This is a genomic window from Amycolatopsis sp. cmx-4-54, from assembly GCF_046548895.1.
Classification (GTDB): Bacteria; Actinomycetota; Actinomycetes; order Mycobacteriales; family Pseudonocardiaceae; genus Amycolatopsis.
The window spans coordinates 155897-170788 of sequence record NZ_JAEBEJ010000013.1 but is presented as its reverse complement, the minus strand read 5'-3'; the positions used below and the strand labels follow the sequence as shown (position 1 = coordinate 170788).

Annotated in this window: 15 protein-coding genes; 6 read left to right on the top strand and 9 right to left on the bottom strand. The window is 68.1% G+C overall.

Annotated features, from left to right (window positions below):
• Positions 1-12: 12 nt before the first annotated feature.
• The 4 genes from ACLJQ7_RS34970 to ACLJQ7_RS34955 all read right to left on the bottom strand — a co-directional run bounded on the left by ACLJQ7_RS34970 (position 13) and on the right by ACLJQ7_RS34955 (position 3966).
• Positions 13-1383: a VWA domain-containing protein gene (locus ACLJQ7_RS34970; protein WP_410652440.1), complete on the bottom strand. Its 1371-nt coding sequence runs from the start codon at positions 1381-1383 to the stop codon at positions 13-15.
• A complete protein-coding gene (locus tag ACLJQ7_RS34965) occupies positions 1380-2759 on the bottom strand; it encodes a hypothetical protein (protein WP_410652439.1) in 1380 nt (459 codons plus the stop codon). The genes ACLJQ7_RS34970 and ACLJQ7_RS34965 overlap by 4 nt, the downstream gene beginning before the upstream one ends.
• Positions 2759-3256, bottom strand: a complete 498-nt coding sequence (locus ACLJQ7_RS34960) for a hypothetical protein (RefSeq protein ID WP_410652438.1) — start codon at positions 3254-3256, stop codon at positions 2759-2761. The genes ACLJQ7_RS34965 and ACLJQ7_RS34960 overlap by 1 nt, the downstream gene beginning before the upstream one ends.
• Before the next feature lie 71 nt (positions 3257-3327).
• A complete protein-coding gene (locus ACLJQ7_RS34955) occupies positions 3328-3966 on the bottom strand; it encodes a haloacid dehalogenase type II (RefSeq protein ID WP_410652437.1) in 639 nt (212 codons plus the stop codon).
• 64 nt (positions 3967-4030) lie between these two features.
• Here ACLJQ7_RS34955 and ACLJQ7_RS34950 point away from each other — a divergent pair, with 64 nt between their 5' ends.
• Positions 4031-4594 (top strand): CGNR zinc finger domain-containing protein, encoded by a 564-nt coding sequence (locus tag ACLJQ7_RS34950; protein WP_410652436.1) that lies wholly within the window; start codon positions 4031-4033, stop codon positions 4592-4594.
• 194 nt (positions 4595-4788) lie between these two features.
• The gene (locus ACLJQ7_RS34945) at positions 4789-5556 is read left to right on the top strand and encodes a twin-arginine translocation pathway signal protein (protein WP_410652435.1); all 768 of its coding nucleotides are present in this window, start codon (positions 4789-4791) and stop codon (positions 5554-5556) included.
• A gap of 521 nt (positions 5557-6077) precedes the next feature.
• Here the strand turns inward: ACLJQ7_RS34945 and ACLJQ7_RS34940 are convergent.
• Positions 6078-6797 carry a S1 family peptidase gene (locus ACLJQ7_RS34940; RefSeq protein ID WP_276370208.1) on the bottom strand — a complete coding sequence of 240 codons (720 nt, stop codon included), beginning with the start codon at positions 6795-6797 and terminating at the stop codon, positions 6078-6080.
• 280 nt (positions 6798-7077) lie between these two features.
• On the opposite strand from ACLJQ7_RS34940, the gene ACLJQ7_RS34935 reads away from it, so the two are divergent.
• Complete coding sequence (locus ACLJQ7_RS34935; RefSeq protein WP_410652434.1) at positions 7078-7773, top strand: nitroreductase family protein; 696 nt, start codon at positions 7078-7080, stop codon at positions 7771-7773.
• 172 nt (positions 7774-7945) lie between these two features.
• Positions 7946-9334 (top strand): Gfo/Idh/MocA family protein, encoded by a 1389-nt coding sequence (locus ACLJQ7_RS34930; RefSeq protein WP_410652433.1) that lies wholly within the window; start codon positions 7946-7948, stop codon positions 9332-9334.
• A 120-nt stretch (positions 9335-9454) separates the two neighbouring features.
• Here the strand turns inward: ACLJQ7_RS34930 and ACLJQ7_RS34925 are convergent, their stop codons facing one another.
• Positions 9455-10252 (bottom strand): adenylate/guanylate cyclase domain-containing protein, encoded by a 798-nt coding sequence (locus ACLJQ7_RS34925; RefSeq protein WP_410652432.1) that lies wholly within the window; start codon positions 10250-10252, stop codon positions 9455-9457.
• A 228-nt stretch (positions 10253-10480) separates the two neighbouring features.
• Here ACLJQ7_RS34925 and ACLJQ7_RS34920 point away from each other — a divergent pair, with 228 nt between their 5' ends.
• A complete protein-coding gene (locus ACLJQ7_RS34920) occupies positions 10481-11077 on the top strand; it encodes a DUF6801 domain-containing protein (protein WP_410652431.1) in 597 nt (198 codons plus the stop codon).
• A gap of 82 nt (positions 11078-11159) precedes the next feature.
• Positions 11160-11975 carry a hydrolase gene (locus ACLJQ7_RS34915; RefSeq protein WP_410652430.1) on the top strand — a complete coding sequence of 272 codons (816 nt, stop codon included), beginning with the start codon at positions 11160-11162 and terminating at the stop codon, positions 11973-11975.
• On the opposite strand, the gene ACLJQ7_RS34910 is transcribed toward ACLJQ7_RS34915, so the two are convergent.
• The 3 genes from ACLJQ7_RS34910 to ACLJQ7_RS34900 form a co-directional block, all read right to left on the bottom strand.
• A complete protein-coding gene (locus ACLJQ7_RS34910) occupies positions 11968-13281 on the bottom strand; it encodes an MFS transporter (protein ID WP_410652429.1) in 1314 nt (437 codons plus the stop codon). The genes ACLJQ7_RS34915 and ACLJQ7_RS34910 overlap by 8 nt on opposite strands.
• A 21-nt stretch (positions 13282-13302) precedes the next feature.
• Entirely contained in the window at positions 13303-14148 is an 846-nt protein-coding gene (locus tag ACLJQ7_RS34905; protein ID WP_410652428.1) for a DUF3592 domain-containing protein, read from the bottom strand.
• A gap of 185 nt (positions 14149-14333) precedes the next feature.
• Entirely contained in the window at positions 14334-14861 is a 528-nt protein-coding gene (locus ACLJQ7_RS34900) for a hypothetical protein (RefSeq protein ID WP_410652427.1), read from the bottom strand.
• Between the last annotated feature and the right edge of the window lie 31 nt (positions 14862-14892).

Below are 14892 nucleotides of genomic sequence, written 5' to 3'. Positions count from 1 at the left end.
CTTTCGGAAGGTTCAGGAGGTGAGGAAAGTCTTGAGTTCGTGCACGAGCTTGGTGATGTGGCCGGAGATCACCGGTGTGCCAAGATCCTTGAAGCGCTCGCGGAACCAGGGGTTCACGCTGCCCCGGCCGGCACTGGTGACCGAGCCGACCGGGATGAACTTCGCCCCGGACCGGTGGATCGCGGCCATGCTTTCGAAGAGCTGCTCGACGCGGGTCTCGTAGAAGTCGGAGATCCACACCACCACGGTGTTCGCGGGTTCGGCGATCTTCGGCTGGGTCAGCGCCATCGCGACCATGCCGTCGTTGCCACCGCCCAGGTTGGTGCGCAACAGCGTTTCGAAGGGGTCGTGCACCCACGGCGTGAGGTCGAGCGCCTGCGTGTCGTAGGCGATCAGGTGAACGTCCACCTTGGGCAGTCCGGCGAAGATCGAGGCCAGCACCGCGCAGTTGACCATCGAGTCCACCATGGAACCCGACTGGTCGACGACCGCGATGAGCCGCTGCGGCGTGGTCTTCTTCGCGGTCTGCTTGTAGTAGAGGCGATCGACGTAGAGCCGCTCCTCTTCGGGGCTCCAGTTGGTGAGGTTCTTCCAGATGGTGCGATCGAGGTCGAGGTTGCGGTAGACGCGTTTCGGCGGGACCGAACGGTCCACCTTGCCCGTCGAAGCCTTCTCGACCTGGGTCCGCAGGACTTCCGCGATCTCGTCGACGTAGCGGCGGATGAGCGATTTGGCGTTGGCCAACGCGACTCCGGACAGATTGTCCTTGTCCCGCAACAACTGTTCGATGAGCGACATGCTCGGGGTCAGCTTCGCCGCGAGCGCGGGGTCGGCGAGGACCTCACGCAGCCGCATCCGTTTGACGAGGTCCGCCTCGATGCCGCCGAGCTCCGGGCCGATCGCCGGGAGCAGGGTGCTCAGGTCGGGCGTGCCGCCACCGCCCGTGCCGCCGAGGCCGGTCGGTGCGCCGCCGCGACGACCTCCGCGCAACTCGCCCGGACGGCAGCCCAACGCGCGCTCCAGCCAGCCCGCGTCGGCCTGCCAGCGGGACAGCTGCCCCGCCGTCACCGTGGGCGGCGCGGGAGCGAAGACGTTGAGCAGCACCTTCGACACGAGCGCCGCGCACCGCACTTCCGCGGCCTTGTCCCGGCTCTCCTCGGCTTCGGGGACCATCAGCCCGTCGAACTCGGCTGCCAGCTCCGGATGACGCTGGACGACCGAATCGACCGCGACGTTCGGATCCAGCACGGCGGACGGCAGGCCGATGTCCTCGACCACGGCCACACTCGCCGCTTCGAGCGCGGCCTGCTCCTCGGAGTCGAAGAGCCGGGCGAGCAGGCGCCAGTACAGAACCTGGCGGCGGTTGTCCTCGGGTTCGGTCATTTCCGCAACAGCCTTCCGGCGCGCTCGCGCAGTACGGCCGCGGCGTCGGTGGCCGCCTTCTCGGCCTTCACCCCGGCCTTGTCCGTGGTGCCGCCTGCCCAGGCTCCGGCGTGCACGGCGGTGGTCTTCTTGCGCACGGTGGTCTCGACGGCGAGCGGCTGGAGACGGAACCCGCCGTCCCACCGGATCAGGCCGATGCACGCGCTGGAACCCGCGACCGCCTTCGGTGTCAGCGGACCGGCGGCCGGTATGCGATCGGTCTCGACCGCGAGCCGATTACCGGCGAAGGTGAACATGAGCGCGTCTTCGTCGCCCTCGATGCCGTACCCCTCGAGGAAGACAGGAACGGCGAGCCGCACCGGGTGGCGATCCAGCGGCGCGACCGGCGGCGTGACGGCCTTCGGCAGAGCGACGCGCGCCGTGGAGAACGCGTCCGCGGGCTCTCCGAGACGAGCGTGTTCGTCTCGCCAGAGGAGGTCGCCCTCCGCGGTGACCGGCATGTCGGCGAGGTCCATCGAGCGGCCCTCGCTGACCGCCGTGAGCAGGGAAAGACGCGGGCGCAGCGACTGCCAGATCCCGGCGCCGATGATCGTGTCCGGCTTCGGCGCGGTCACGTTCGCGCGCACGAGCCGCGGCGGGCCGCCGTCGTCGGGCTCGAATACCGCGTGGACCTGGGCTTGCGCGGCTGTCGAATGTTCCAGCAGATCGACCCCGAGCGGCAGCAGGCGGCCGGTGACCGTACCGATCGCCGGCGTGGCCGCCGCCCCGGGCAGGGTCAGCAGCATTCCGCGCGACCACAGGTCGCCCCAGCGCCGGGCAGAAATGCGCTCCAACGCCGCACCAGGACAGGACGCCGCGAGTTCCGCGGCGAAACCGTCGAGCAGGACGGCCGGCCGGCGCAGGCTCGGCTCCGCGAGCAACGCGGAGATCACCTGCGCCGAAGCCGAGATCAGGTCGTGGTCGATACCCTGCCAGCCGGCGCGAGCCAGATCGGACAGCCAGGACCGTGCGGCGACCAGCAGATTGGGCGGTTCCGGCTCAGCGGCTTGCCCGGCGAAGTCGTCGCCCAGCGGGCGACCGGTCGCTTCGACCAGGCGCGCGAGAACCGCGTCGTGCACGGAGCCGAACACCGCGATCCGTGCCGCGGCAAGGGAAACGAAATGCTCCTCCCCTGCCGCCCCGGCCGCGGTCTTCTCCGCCGCCTCCGCGACCCGCGACGCCAGCGGCGACCCGGCGACGGCATCGGCCAGCGCCGTCAAGCCCGCGATCTTCTGGGGACGGAGCAAGCCTGCGACGAGCATGTCGTCGAAGGCATCGACAACCGCCAGCGCCTCATCGAGACCGGTGAGGGGATCGGTGAGCAGATCGACGCGCATCAGACCACCGCCCTCGTCGGCGGGAACCACTGCAGCTCCGGTACCGGCGCCGTCGACGGCTCGAATTCGAGGTAGGCCAAGTGCCGCAAGAACTGGCTGAACACGGAAGCGGCGGCGGTGTTGTCACCCTGCGACGGCCGCGTCGCGCTCATGGTCTGCGAAATGGCCTGTGCGGTCGGCTCCGGAACGTCGACGCGTAGGTACCGCGCGACCCGCTCGGCGCCGTACTGCAGGGTGGATTCGTTGATCAGGGCGAGAATATGGTTGCAGAACATCCCCCGCGCCCCGCCGCAGGGCCGGTTGTTGTTGGTACTGCAGGCAAACTCGTACGTGCTCGCCGCGACCGACGAGACGTACACCCGGCCGATGTCCGATCCGCTGGACACCACGCCCTGCACCCGTCCGTCGGCCAGTTCGACGAACGGGACCTTCGCGAGCTTGCGCGGGCGAGCGGGTGCCAGCACCCTGGCCGTGCTTGCTCTTTCCCAGTCTGACAACGCATCTTCTCCTTGCGGGGTGCCTCGGTGGGGACTGGGATGAACCTAGCGGGAGGCACCGACAGTTTCGATCACATCCGGCTTTTCGCGAGCTGACCGGCCAGATCGGCGAGGCCGTCGGCATGGAGGTCGAAACGATCCGCCGCCGACGGCGGGTCACCGACGGGCCTGGCGACGTAGGCGGTCCGAAGACCGACGCGCTGCGCGCCCCTCAGGTCCCACGCGTGGGCGGCGACCATCATCAGTCGCTCCGGCGGCACGCCGGAGACCTTGACGGCCAGTTCGTAGACCACCGGGTCCGGTTTGTAGGACTGCACCTCTTCAGCGGAGAGCGCCTGATGCCAGCGGAGGCCCGCGTAGGCGTTCATCCGCAAGAGCGTCGTCCGGCCGGCGTTGGAGAGGCCGATCAGCGTGTGGTGTCGAGCGAGCTCGGCCAGCCCTTCGACGGTGTCGGGCCAGGGCGAGAGCTTCGGCACCACGTCCGTCTTGGTGACCAACTGGGCCGCTTCGCGGTCGAGAACGTCGCTCGGGGCGTACGGCCTCTCTCCCGCGACGATGCGCCGCTGCTCGGTCTCGACGTGGCCCAGCCACAGGTCGACTAGCTCATCCGCGTCGGCAGCAGGCACGGCTTGCCGAACCGCCTCGCGGATCCCGGCCGGCTCGTCGACGAGCGTGCCGAGAATGTCGAACACCAAGGCGTCGATCTCCACGGACAACCTCCCGGTAAGGGTTAAAGTAGCGGTTAACCGTGAACGTACGAGAGGTCGGTAAGGGATGCAAGTAGCGTTAGACGATTACGTCTGGGCGGCAGGCGTCGCGACCGACCTGGTCAACACCGCCCCGGAGGTCTGGCACGGCGAGGACAAGTTGTCTGACCTGGCATCCCTCGTCGCCTTCGCCGACATGCACTCCTTGCCCGTGCACGCCCGGCCCGGTGATCTGCGTGCCGTTCACCGGCTGCGCGTCACGGTGCGCGACCTGGTCGACCACCCGGACCGGGCGCGCCTCATCACCGGCGCCACCGCGCTCACCTCGTCGATCGGCGACGTCACCCTTCTGACCGGCAGCGCACGATGGGCCGTTTCGGTCCGGCCTGGCGCGACCGTCGCGGACTCCCTGGCCCTGGCCTGCGGCGTCGGAATACTCGGCGTCGTCCAGTCTCTCGGCGTGGAACGGTTCCGAGCGTGCGGCGCGCCCACTTGCCGAGGCGCGTTCATCGACACGACGCGCCCCGGACGGCGCCGCTATTGCATGCCAGGGTTATGCGGGAATCGCGTCAACGTCGCGAACCATCGGGCACGCAAGCTTTCCAAAGCTGGATTTTTCGAGGCGCCATAGGCGAAATGCCGTAGTAACGGTTCACGAATTCGGCCCATCAAAGAACAGTGCCCGCTTCGAAGTATGATGCACGCGAGTGAACTTTCTCGACAGCGGCCGGATCATGGCGGAAAATCGGATGCGCGCGACACCCTGCGGCCGACACTTGTCGCGTTCAGTTCCCTTACTCCCATCATTTGGCGAAAAGGAACCCCATGCATGACGATGATGAGCCAGTAGGCCGAGTTCTCGGCAGGCGGCAGGCGTTGATTCTCCTCGGCGCCGCCGGCGCGACACTCGCCGTCGCCGGATCCGCCACCGCGAGTGCCACCACCTCCAGCCCTGGCGCGCCCGATATCTGCACGCTGGATTGCGTGGTCAAACCGGAGCAAATGGAGGGCCCGTACTTCGTCGACGAACGGCTCAACCGCTCCGATATCCGCAGTGAGCCCTCCACCGGGCAACTGGTTCCCGGCACCGCGCTGGCGATCAATTTCACCGTTCAGCAAATCCGCCAGCAGCAGTGCACGCCACTACCGGGAGCCATGGTCGACCTCTGGCAGTGCGACGCGTTCGGATTGTACTCCGACATTCCGTCCCAGGGCAGTCGCGGCCGCCGTTTCCTGCGCGGTTACCAGAACACCGACCAAACGGGAGCGGCCCGGTTCACCACCATTCTGCCAGGCTGGTACACGGGACGCACGCTGCATATCCACGTCAAAATCCGCACCGTCGGAACCAACGGCCGACCGTACGAGTTCACCTCTCAGCTTTATTTCACACCCGAATTCGGCGCGGCCTATCTGCGGACCGAACCGTACCGGCGGAAAGGGCCGGCCGACACGACCAACAGCCGGGACTCGATCTACCGCAACGGCGGGGCCCAGATGCTGCTGCGTCCCCAGCAGACCGGAAGCGGCTACACGGCGGACTTCGCGATCGGTCTCGACCTGTCGAACACCCAAGTCGGCCGCCCCGACTAGAGCAAGCAACAGGGCCCTCCCCGGCGAGCGCCGGGGAGGGCCCTATTTTTTTTAAGGTTGGATAGCGCGCGATTGCCCGATTCCACAAGGGGACCGTGAGTGGCAATGAGCGTTCTGATGAGGGGGAAGGCAAACGCGTCAGGTCTCGAAAGCCTCAGAGCGGCCCGGTCGTCACAAAGGACCGACGCGGCTACACCTGTCCATAGGGGACTGAAAATCCGTCCTCGGCGCCCGATTTGAGTACTTCGCGCATTTTGCGTCGGGGTCGTGAGTGATAAAGAGGGTCAGAACGACCATTGTCACTCACGACCTCGCGCGAAAGCACCCAAATCGGACGCGCGGAACCCGTTCTCTGTCCTTTATGGATAATTGGCGTCGTGATCGGCTTCGCGCCACGAAGACCCGCCTTTGGCAGTCACTGGGACCGCGACACGTTTGCCTTACCTTTCGATAAGCCTCATCAGCACTCAAGTCAGCCAGTTCGGCCCCGTGCTGGATCAAGCCACGTCTGCCGTTATCCCTCAGACGCCGGCGATCTGCTGGATCCAGGGCCGGTACCGCGTGATGTTCGTGTACGCGGTGGTCGTCTGCCGGTCGCTCGTCGAGGCGACGCCGACCTGACGGCCGGAGGCGAACATCGGGCCACCCGAGTCCCCGCCGGCGGTGATGCCGTCGCCGCGGCGCGCGCACACCGCGATGCCGCCGTTGTAGTCACGGCAGGAGACCGACGTGACCGACACGTTGGCGACCTTCAGGTAGCGGGACTGGCAGTTGATCTCCGAGCCGCACTGGCTGGTCGCGCCCCAGCCGTAGACCTGGACGGTCTGGCCGACGGAGACGTTGGCGGTGGTGCCCAGCGGCGAGTACGTCGCGTTCACCGGTGCGGTCAGCCGCACGATCGCGAGGTCGGCGCTCGGGTGCCGGGTGACGGTGGAGCCGGTGGCCATGGTGCCACCGCTCTGCTGGTCGAGGCTGCCGATCCGGAAGGTGAACGTGCCACTGCCGGCCACACAGTGCTTCGCGGTCAGGATGTACTGCGGTGCGATGATCGTCGAGGTACAGGTCTGCCTGCCGTTGGCGAAGAGCCTGGCCGCCCACGGGCCGCTCGACGCGTTCTGGCCGCCGATGATCATCGGCTGGACGTCGGAGGACGGTTCCGCGGCGGAGGCCACGGGGGCGGTGACGCCGAGCAGCGCCGCGAAGGCGGTGCCGGCGATCAGGGCGAAGGAGCGCAGTCGCATGGTTCCGACTCATTTCTGCGGCCCGGGTTCGGCCGCGCGACGGGGACGGGTGTGCTGATTCTGGTGCGCGGCAAGAGAAACCTGACACCGACGAAAGTCGTGCAGTGGATACCTATCTCTACGCCGCGATCACCGCTAAGTGGCGCTCTAGGTACCGGGAACGTCCCTCGGTTACGACGACCGGCGTCCGTCCACTTGAGACAGACGGCGGCATAACTCCAAGGACATAACCTCGCTCCGGGGCTTCCCGAAAACCGGGTCCGCCGCCAGAATCGCCATCATGACCACAGCAGAGTGGACCCCGACCTACGGCGACCCCTTCGAGCCGGTGCCCTACCGTCCGGCGCGCATGTCCGAGGAAGAATCGCTGGCCACCGCCGCCGACCTGCGCCACCGGATGGACACCCGCCGCACCGTGCGGATGTTCTCGACGGACCCGGTGCCCGAGCAGGTGCTGGTGGACGCCATCGCGGTGGCGGCGACGGCGCCCAGCGGTGCGCACCAGCAGCCCTGGACGTTCGTGCTCATCAAGGACGCCGAAACCAAACGACGGATCCGCGAGGCCGCCGAAGAGGAAGAACGCGTCTCATACGAGGGCCGGCTCGGCGAGGAGTGGCTGTCCGCCTTGCGCCCGCTGGGCACCGACGCCGTCAAGACCCATCTCACCGACGCCCCGTACCTCGTCATCGTCTTCCAGCAGCGCTACTTCCTCGACGAGGACGGCACCAAGCACAAGCACTACTACGTCGACGAGTCGGTGGGCATCGCGGTCGGCATGCTGCTCACGGCGTTGCACCTGTCCGGGCTGGCCGCGTTGACGCATACGCCGTCGCCGATGCGGTTCCTCGGCGAACTGCTCGAGCGGCCACAGAACGAGAAGGCGTTCGCCGTCATCCCGGTCGGCTATCCGGCGGACGACTGCGTGGTGCCGAACCTGGTGCGCAAGTCGATCGACCAGGTGCTGATCCGCCGGTGACCGTCGGCGCGGCCCGGGTGTACGCGCACCCGGGCTGCGCGAAACACCCACCAACAAGCATCTAAATTGCTCATTAGTGCAGTTTATTGCGCACTTTGGCGCATCTCTTGACATATCCGGCGGCGATTGGACAAGGTCTGGGCACCGAAGGCGACACGAAGGAGTGTTCTTCATGGCCGACCTGCCCTCAGTCTCCCGGCGGACACTGTTCGGCGGCGCGCTCGCCGCCGGGGCGCTCGCCGCGATCCCGACGAGCGCGACCGCGGCGGAAGAGGCGGAAAGCGCGCCCCGCCGCCCTGGTCAGCGCAGCATGATCGGAGTCCCGTTCGAGCGGCATCAGACCGTCCGGATCGCGCTCATCGGTCTCGGCAACCGCGGTATGTCCATGATCGGCGGGTGGAGCGCCGTCCCCGGCGCCGTGGTCACCGCGGTCTGCGACATCCGCGCCGAGCGCGCGAAGGCCGCCGCGGACAAACTCGCCGCCGCCGGGCGTCCGCGTCCGGCCGAGTACGGCGGATCCGCCGAGGCCTACAAGAAGATGATCTCCCGCGACGACATCGACCTCGTCTACATCGCCACCCCGTGGGAGTTCCACTACCCGCAGGGCAAGGCCGCGCTGCTGGCGGGCAAGCACGTCGGTGTCGAACTGCCCATCGCCACCGAGCTCGACCAGCTGTGGGACCTCGTCAACACCAGTGAGCGGACCCGCAAACACCTGTTCCTGGCCGAGAACTGCAGCTACGGCCGCAACGAGCTGGCCATCCTCAAGATGGCGCACGAGGGTGTCTTCGGCGAGGTCACCAACGGGCACGGCGGCTACCTGCACGACCTGCGGGAGCTGCTGTTCTCCGACACGTACTACACCGACGCGTGGCGCCGGAAGTGGCACACCCGCAGCACCGCGAGTTTCTACCCGATGCACGGTCTCGCGCCGATCGCCGCCTGCATGGACGTCAACCGCGGCGACCGGTTCGCCACGCTGCGCGCCACGGCGACCGAGCCGAAGGGGCTCGCCGACTACCGGAAACGCCACATGCCGCCGGGCCACCCGTCGTGGAAAGAGACCTACGTCAACGGCGATCTGGTGACCTGCCTGATCGAGACCGAACAGGGCCGGATCATCCGCGCCGAGCACGACGTCAGCTCACCGCGTCCGTACAGCCGTATCAACAGCCTCGCCGGCAGCCGCGGCATCGTGGAGGACTACCCCGCCCGCATCTACGTCGAGCCCGACCACAGCGGCCACGCGTGGAAGGACTTCGGGCCGTACCGCGAACGCCACGACCACTGGCTGTGGAAGAAGCTCAAGGACGACCCGAACCTCGGCGGGCACGGTGGCATGGACTACGTGCTGCAGTGGCGGATCGTGCAGCAGATGCGTGCCGGGCTGGTGCCGGACATCGACGTCTACGATTCGGCGGCCTGGTGCTCCCCCGTGCCCTTGAGCGTGGTTTCCCTGGCACGCGGCGGGAAGCCGGTCGCGGTACCGGACTTCACGCGCGGTGGCTGGACGAAGCCGCGGGCAGGGCTGGACTCGCAGCCTTCGGAGATGCCCGGCTAGGTCCCGCTGCCCCTGGCCCTCCCGAGTCCGTGAAGGCCTCCTTGAGGGACCCAGAGTCCCTCAAGGAGGCCTTCACGGACCGAACCCGGCCTCAACCCGCAGCCGGAATCCACTGCCCACTCACGTGGAGTAGCGAGGCACGACGCGGTAGACACGGAGGTCCTTCGGGGTCCCCTTGGCGCGGAAACTCCGGCGCGGTCGCACGATGACCGCGCCGGGGTCGAGCTCGTCGACGACGCTTCCGCTGGCCAGCACCTCGTCGCCGTCGGCGGCGGCCATGATCCGGGCGGCGATGTTCACGTCGACGCCGAGGTAGTCGTTGCCGACGCGGCTCGGGTTGCCGCGGTGAAGCCCCGCGCGTAGATGGGGCAGATAACCCTCGGCCTTGATCACGCTGACGGCGGAGCACGTCTCGTACGCGGCTTTCACCGCCTCGCCCGGGTCGGCGAACACGGCCATCACGCCGTCGCCGAGCCCTTTCACGATGCTGCCGCGGTGCCCGGTGACGACCGATTCGGTCACCTCGGCGACCGAACGCAGCAGCTCCAGCACGCGCTCGTCGCCCGCCTGCAACGCCCAGGTCGAGAAGCCGACCAGGTCGGTGAACAGCACCGTGATCCCGTCCGACGACATCGGCGGCGCGCCGGTCCGGCGGACGGCCTGCCAGGCCTGCACGGCGGCAAGTCCCAGCTCACGGGTGGCACTGGGCCGGTCCGCGCCCGCCTCGGCGAGCAGGCGGGCCAGCCGGTCGGACGAACGGCCCGTCGACGGCGCCAGCGGATCACCGGGCGTGCCGTCCCCCGGGACGAGCCCGCGGAGGAACCGTGCCCCGCGCACCAGTTCGCCGCGCTGGTCCGTCGCGCGCAGGAACCTGCGGGTCCGGAGGTGCCACGGCTCGGGTCGTTCGGTCACGATCAAGACCCTAGTCCGCTCGCCTCCGATCCGGCGCACCTGTCACCGGGGTGACAATAATGCCGACGCTATTTCCCCGTTCCTCCTCCACATGACAATTCACGAACTCACCATTCCGCCTACGCGTGACAAGATCGAAGCGTAAAGAAAACGCGAGAGATCTTTCCCTTTCCTCGTTGGTGACTTTCCACCTACATTCGGCTTCGAGCCCATTCAACGACGAAAGGACCTGACATGACGAAAACCCTCGTACGCAAGGGTGTTCGGCGGTTCTGCGCGGCCGGGATCGCGGCCGCGGTCGCCGGGACGGTCATGCTCGCCGCGGCGGGAACCGCTGCCGCCGTCGAAAAGAATCTCACGTACAAGGGCGGCTTCCCCATCATCGGCGACCAGAAGGTGGCCGTGGTCGTGAAGGCGGAAATCCCGGCGGCGGCGAAGGCCGGGGAGCCGGTTTCGGTGCCGTTCACCCTCGACGTCGACGCCGGTCAGGCCGCGGGCGACGGGCTCCGGCTCGTCGGCGCCAAGAAGATCTCCGGCACGATCAGCTCGAAGGTGAACATCGCGCTCGGCGAGCAGAAGATCTCGATCCCCATCGAGCTGCCGATCCCGGACACCGAGGTGCCCGCCGAAGGGCCGCTGAAGTTCACCGCGGAGGGCAAGGTCGACTTCACCGTCCCCGCGGGCACCCCCGCCGGTGAGGCGACCAGCAGCGTGGACGCCGCGGCGACCTCGCATATCGTCACCGACAGCTCGCTCGGCGAGTTCGACGTCCAGCTCGCGCTCGACCCGCCCGACCAGGACGCCGTCCTCGGCAAGACGACCGTCAGCTGAACCCCCGTCTTCCCCCGGCTCACCGAGCCGGGGGAAGACTCGTCTTGACCTCCAGCGCACTGGAGGTCGCAAGCTGTCGATCATGTGGATCTGCGACAGGTGCGGTATCGAACATCCCGCCACTCCCGAGCCTCCCCGGTGCGTCCTCGACCGCGGCGAGGTCGGCATCGAGGAAGCAGGCGACCTCGGCGCGCACACCGGACGCTGGTGGACGCACGAGGAACTGATCTCCGCGCCGCACAAGACCTTGCACCGCGATCACGGACGTGGCCTGCACAGCATCAAACGGGAGCCGGCCTTCGCGATCGGACATTGGTCCTTCATCGCGGTGACGCCGGCGGGCACCCTGCTCTGGGATCCGCCGTCCTGGTTGGACACCGAGGTGCTCGACGTCGTGCGCGGGCTCGGCGACGTCGCCGTGATCGCCACCAGTCATCCGCATATGTTCGGCGCCCAGCTCGGCTGGAGCCGCGCGCTGGGCGGGGTCCCGGTGCTGGTCAACGAACGCAACCGCGAATGGCTGCCCGCCTCCGATCCGGCGTTCGAGTTCTGGGACGAGCACGTGGAACCCTTGCCGGGCCTCGAACTCGTCCGGCTCGGCGGGCATATGCGCGGCAGCGCCGTGGCCAGGACGCCGGACGGCAGCATCCTGGCCGGGGACACGATCTCGGGTGGGCTCGCGCCGGGCTGGGTTTCGTTCCAGCGCAACTTCCCCAAGCACATCCCGCTTTCGGCGGCCGTGGTCCGGCGGATCGTCGACCGGCTCGACGAATTCGCCTACGACCGGCTCTACACCCTCGGCGGTGACACCATCGACCAAGATGCCCGCGCGGTGGTGCGCCGAAGCGCCGAAACCCATGTCCGGTGGGTGAACGGCGACTTCGACCACCTCACTTGATCGCGCGTTTGTCCTTGCCGCGGAAGGTCAACGCGATGGCCCCCGCCATCGCCATGAAGAACGCGACGGCCCACATCCCGGCGCGGAAGCTCCCGGTCAACCCCTGCAACCAGCCGGTGAGATAGGGGCCGACGAAGCCCGACAGGTTACCGAAGGAGTTGATCAGGCCGATCCCGGCGGCGGCACCGACACCGGTCAGGAAGGCGTTGGGCAGCTGCCAGAACACCGGGATCGCGGTGAACACGCCGACCGCGCAGACAGTCACCGCGATCATCACCCACAGTGGGGAGCCGAGATACAGCGCACCGGCGATCGCGACCGCGCCGACGAACGCGGCGATGGCGACGTGACCCGCCCGTTCGCCGGTGCGGTCGGAATGGCGTGCCCACAACACCATGGCGACGGCGGCCACGGCGTACGGGATCGCCGTGATCAGCCCGATCTCCACGATGGTGTAGCTGGTCTGGAACTGTTCCTGGAAGCCCTTGATCACCTGCGGGAGGAAGAACGCGAGCACGTAGAGGCCGAAGATGATGCCGAAGTAGACGGCGCTCAGCGCGAGCACGCGCGGGTCGGTCAGCGCCGATCGGGTGCTCACCTCCTTGCCGACCTCACGGACGTCTTCCGCGTCGATGGCCGACTGCAACGACGTGCGCTCCTGCGGCGTCAGCCACTTCGCGTCCTTCGGCTTGCTCGGCAGCAGGAAGAACACCGCCACCCCGAGCAGGATCGACGGCACCCCTTCGGCGAAGAACATGAAACGCCAGCCCGCGTCGAAGCCCAGGACGCCGTCGCCGTGCTTGATCAGCAGGGAGGAGACCGGGCTGCCGATGACCGAGGAGAGCGGCACCGCGAGGAAGAACAGCGCGACGATCTTGGCCCGCTGCTTACGCGGGAACCAGTAGGTCAGGTACAGGATGATGCCGGGGAAGAACCCGGCCTCGGCGATGCCGAGCAGTACCCGGACGATGTAGAAACTGACCTCGCCCTGGATGAACGCGGTGGCCGAGGCGACGATGCCCCAGGTGACCATGATCCGCGCGATCCAGATCCGGGCGCCGACCTTGTGCAGGATGACGTTGCTGGGCACCTCGAAGAAGAAGTACCCGACGAAGAACAGGCCCGCGCCGAGCCCGTAGGCGGCCGAGCTGATGCCGAGGTCGGCGTTCATCGTGAGCGCCGCGAACCCGACGTTGACCCGGTCGAGATAGTTGAGCAGATAGAGCAGCCCGAGTAACGGGACCAGCCGGATCATCGCCTTGCGCACCGCTGAGGCGGTGGACACCTCTGCCGTCTGTTCGTCCATCCGCGGGAGTGTAGAGGTCGATCAGAACAGCGGAGGCAGGAACGCACCGAAGTTTCCGCCGGCGGCCCGATCGGCCGGATCCGGATCCACCTGGACCGAGTCGGGGTTCCGCGGGTCGTAGGTGACCTTCACCGTCGAACCGCGGGCGGGGGCCTGCAGCGGCGGCGTGATCATCGTCGTGACGACGGTCCGCTCGCCGTCGTCCGTGGGGAACCGGACCTGCACGGTGAACCGCGGATTCCCCATCACCCAGACGTTCGTGAACTCGACGCCGAGTACGTTGCCCATCACCTGACGGCCCGTCTGGGCCAGCGCCTGCGCCCGGTCGTCCGCCTCGGCCTTGGTGACGAACGCCCGCCCCAGCACCATGATCATGACCAGCGCGGCCGCCCCGGCCACCGCCGGAACGAGGTACGGCTCGTAGTAGACGACCCAGTCCACCTCGGTCCACGGTTCGGACGGCAGCCGCTTCCCCACCGCCTCGGGCGGCGTCCAGGAAGGGATCGCGACGCCGCTGCCGAGCGCGATGCCGAGGGACGCGGCGAGGCTGCTCGCCCGGAAACCGACGCCCATCCCGCGCAGGGACATCCCGCCGCCCCACAGCATCGCGAACCCGAGCGACGAGGCCACCGTGATCGAGACGCTGAAGAACAGGACGAGCGAAACCGCCGGGCCCGCGTCGGGCCCCCACGTGTCGACGCGGTTCAGCGACATCAACCGGAAGCCGTCCAGCAGGCCGAGTGCGCCCGACCAGCCCACGGCCGCCCAGGCGAGCGTCGTCGGCACGCCGAGCAACCACAGGCGCAATCCTGGACGGCGGGCCTGCCGGGGGTCTCCCGGCAGCCCGAACTCGAAGGACCCGAACATCGCCGGCCGCCTAACTTTCGTGGGTGAACCCGCGACCGCGATCGACGTCGGCAGGGCGCGGTATGGCAAAAAAGGTCATGTCTAGCGAGCAAGGCGCCCTGCCACCGCGATAGCGGGGCCTTCGGCCGGGCGGGTTCACGCATATGGTCACTTCTCTGGACCTAGCGCAGCTCCGCCTACCAGCGCTAAGAGATCGGGCCGAACACGGCGACCTTCGCCGGGTCGGCGGGGTCGACGCGGGCCTCGTGGCGGGTGCCGGGCGCGTACTGCTGGATCGTCGCCAGCGGCGCGATCAGCTGCGTCACCGTCCGGTAGGTCGTTCCGTCGGTGCGGGTGACCTCGAGGGTCGCGGTGTACTGCGCCTGCCCGGCGATCTTCCGGCCGGTCGCCTCCAGCGCGCGGACCACGAGGGTGGCGGGCTCGCAGGTGTCGTAGAGCCGACGCAGTTCGGTGCCATAGGCCTGGAGTTCCTGCTGCTGACGCAGTTGCTCGTCCATCGGCAGCGCCAGGAACGCCGCCATGTCCGGGTCTGCGTCGAGGTTCCGGAACGCCTGCGCGGCCAGCTGCGGCGTCGGCAGCTGCGGGGTGATGTCGTGGCCCTGCGCGGCGGCGGCCTGCCGGAACTGTTCCGCGTGGCGCTGGAAGTCCTGCGCGCCCCGAGCCATGCCCTGCTGTGTCGCGTCGTTGATCTTGTCGCGGATCTTCTTGAACATCGGGTGCCGCCTTTCGCCGTGTCGTTCGTGC

Bases quoted from the DNA above. Each gene is read 5' to 3' on its own strand.
- ACLJQ7_RS34970 (WP_410652440.1), bottom strand. From the start codon at position 1,383: ATGACCGAACCCGAGGACAACCGCCGCCAGGTTCTGTACTGGCGCCTG.
- ACLJQ7_RS34965 (WP_410652439.1), bottom strand. From the start codon at position 2,759: ATGCGCGTCGATCTGCTCACCGATCCCCTCACCGGTCTCGATGAGGCG.
- ACLJQ7_RS34950 (WP_410652436.1), top strand. From the start codon at position 4,031: ATGCAAGTAGCGTTAGACGATTACGTCTGGGCGGCAGGCGTCGCGACC.
- ACLJQ7_RS34945 (WP_410652435.1), top strand. From the start codon at position 4,789: ATGCATGACGATGATGAGCCAGTAGGCCGAGTTCTCGGCAGGCGGCAG.
- ACLJQ7_RS34940 (WP_276370208.1), bottom strand. From the start codon at position 6,797: ATGCGACTGCGCTCCTTCGCCCTGATCGCCGGCACCGCCTTCGCGGCG.
- ACLJQ7_RS34935 (WP_410652434.1), top strand. From the start codon at position 7,078: ATGACCACAGCAGAGTGGACCCCGACCTACGGCGACCCCTTCGAGCCG.
- ACLJQ7_RS34930 (WP_410652433.1), top strand. From the start codon at position 7,946: ATGGCCGACCTGCCCTCAGTCTCCCGGCGGACACTGTTCGGCGGCGCG.
- ACLJQ7_RS34920 (WP_410652431.1), top strand. From the start codon at position 10,481: ATGACGAAAACCCTCGTACGCAAGGGTGTTCGGCGGTTCTGCGCGGCC.
- ACLJQ7_RS34915 (WP_410652430.1), top strand. From the start codon at position 11,160: ATGTGGATCTGCGACAGGTGCGGTATCGAACATCCCGCCACTCCCGAG.
- ACLJQ7_RS34910 (WP_410652429.1), bottom strand. From the start codon at position 13,281: ATGGACGAACAGACGGCAGAGGTGTCCACCGCCTCAGCGGTGCGCAAG.
- ACLJQ7_RS34905 (WP_410652428.1), bottom strand. From the start codon at position 14,148: ATGTTCGGGTCCTTCGAGTTCGGGCTGCCGGGAGACCCCCGGCAGGCC.
- ACLJQ7_RS34900 (WP_410652427.1), bottom strand. From the start codon at position 14,861: ATGTTCAAGAAGATCCGCGACAAGATCAACGACGCGACACAGCAGGGC.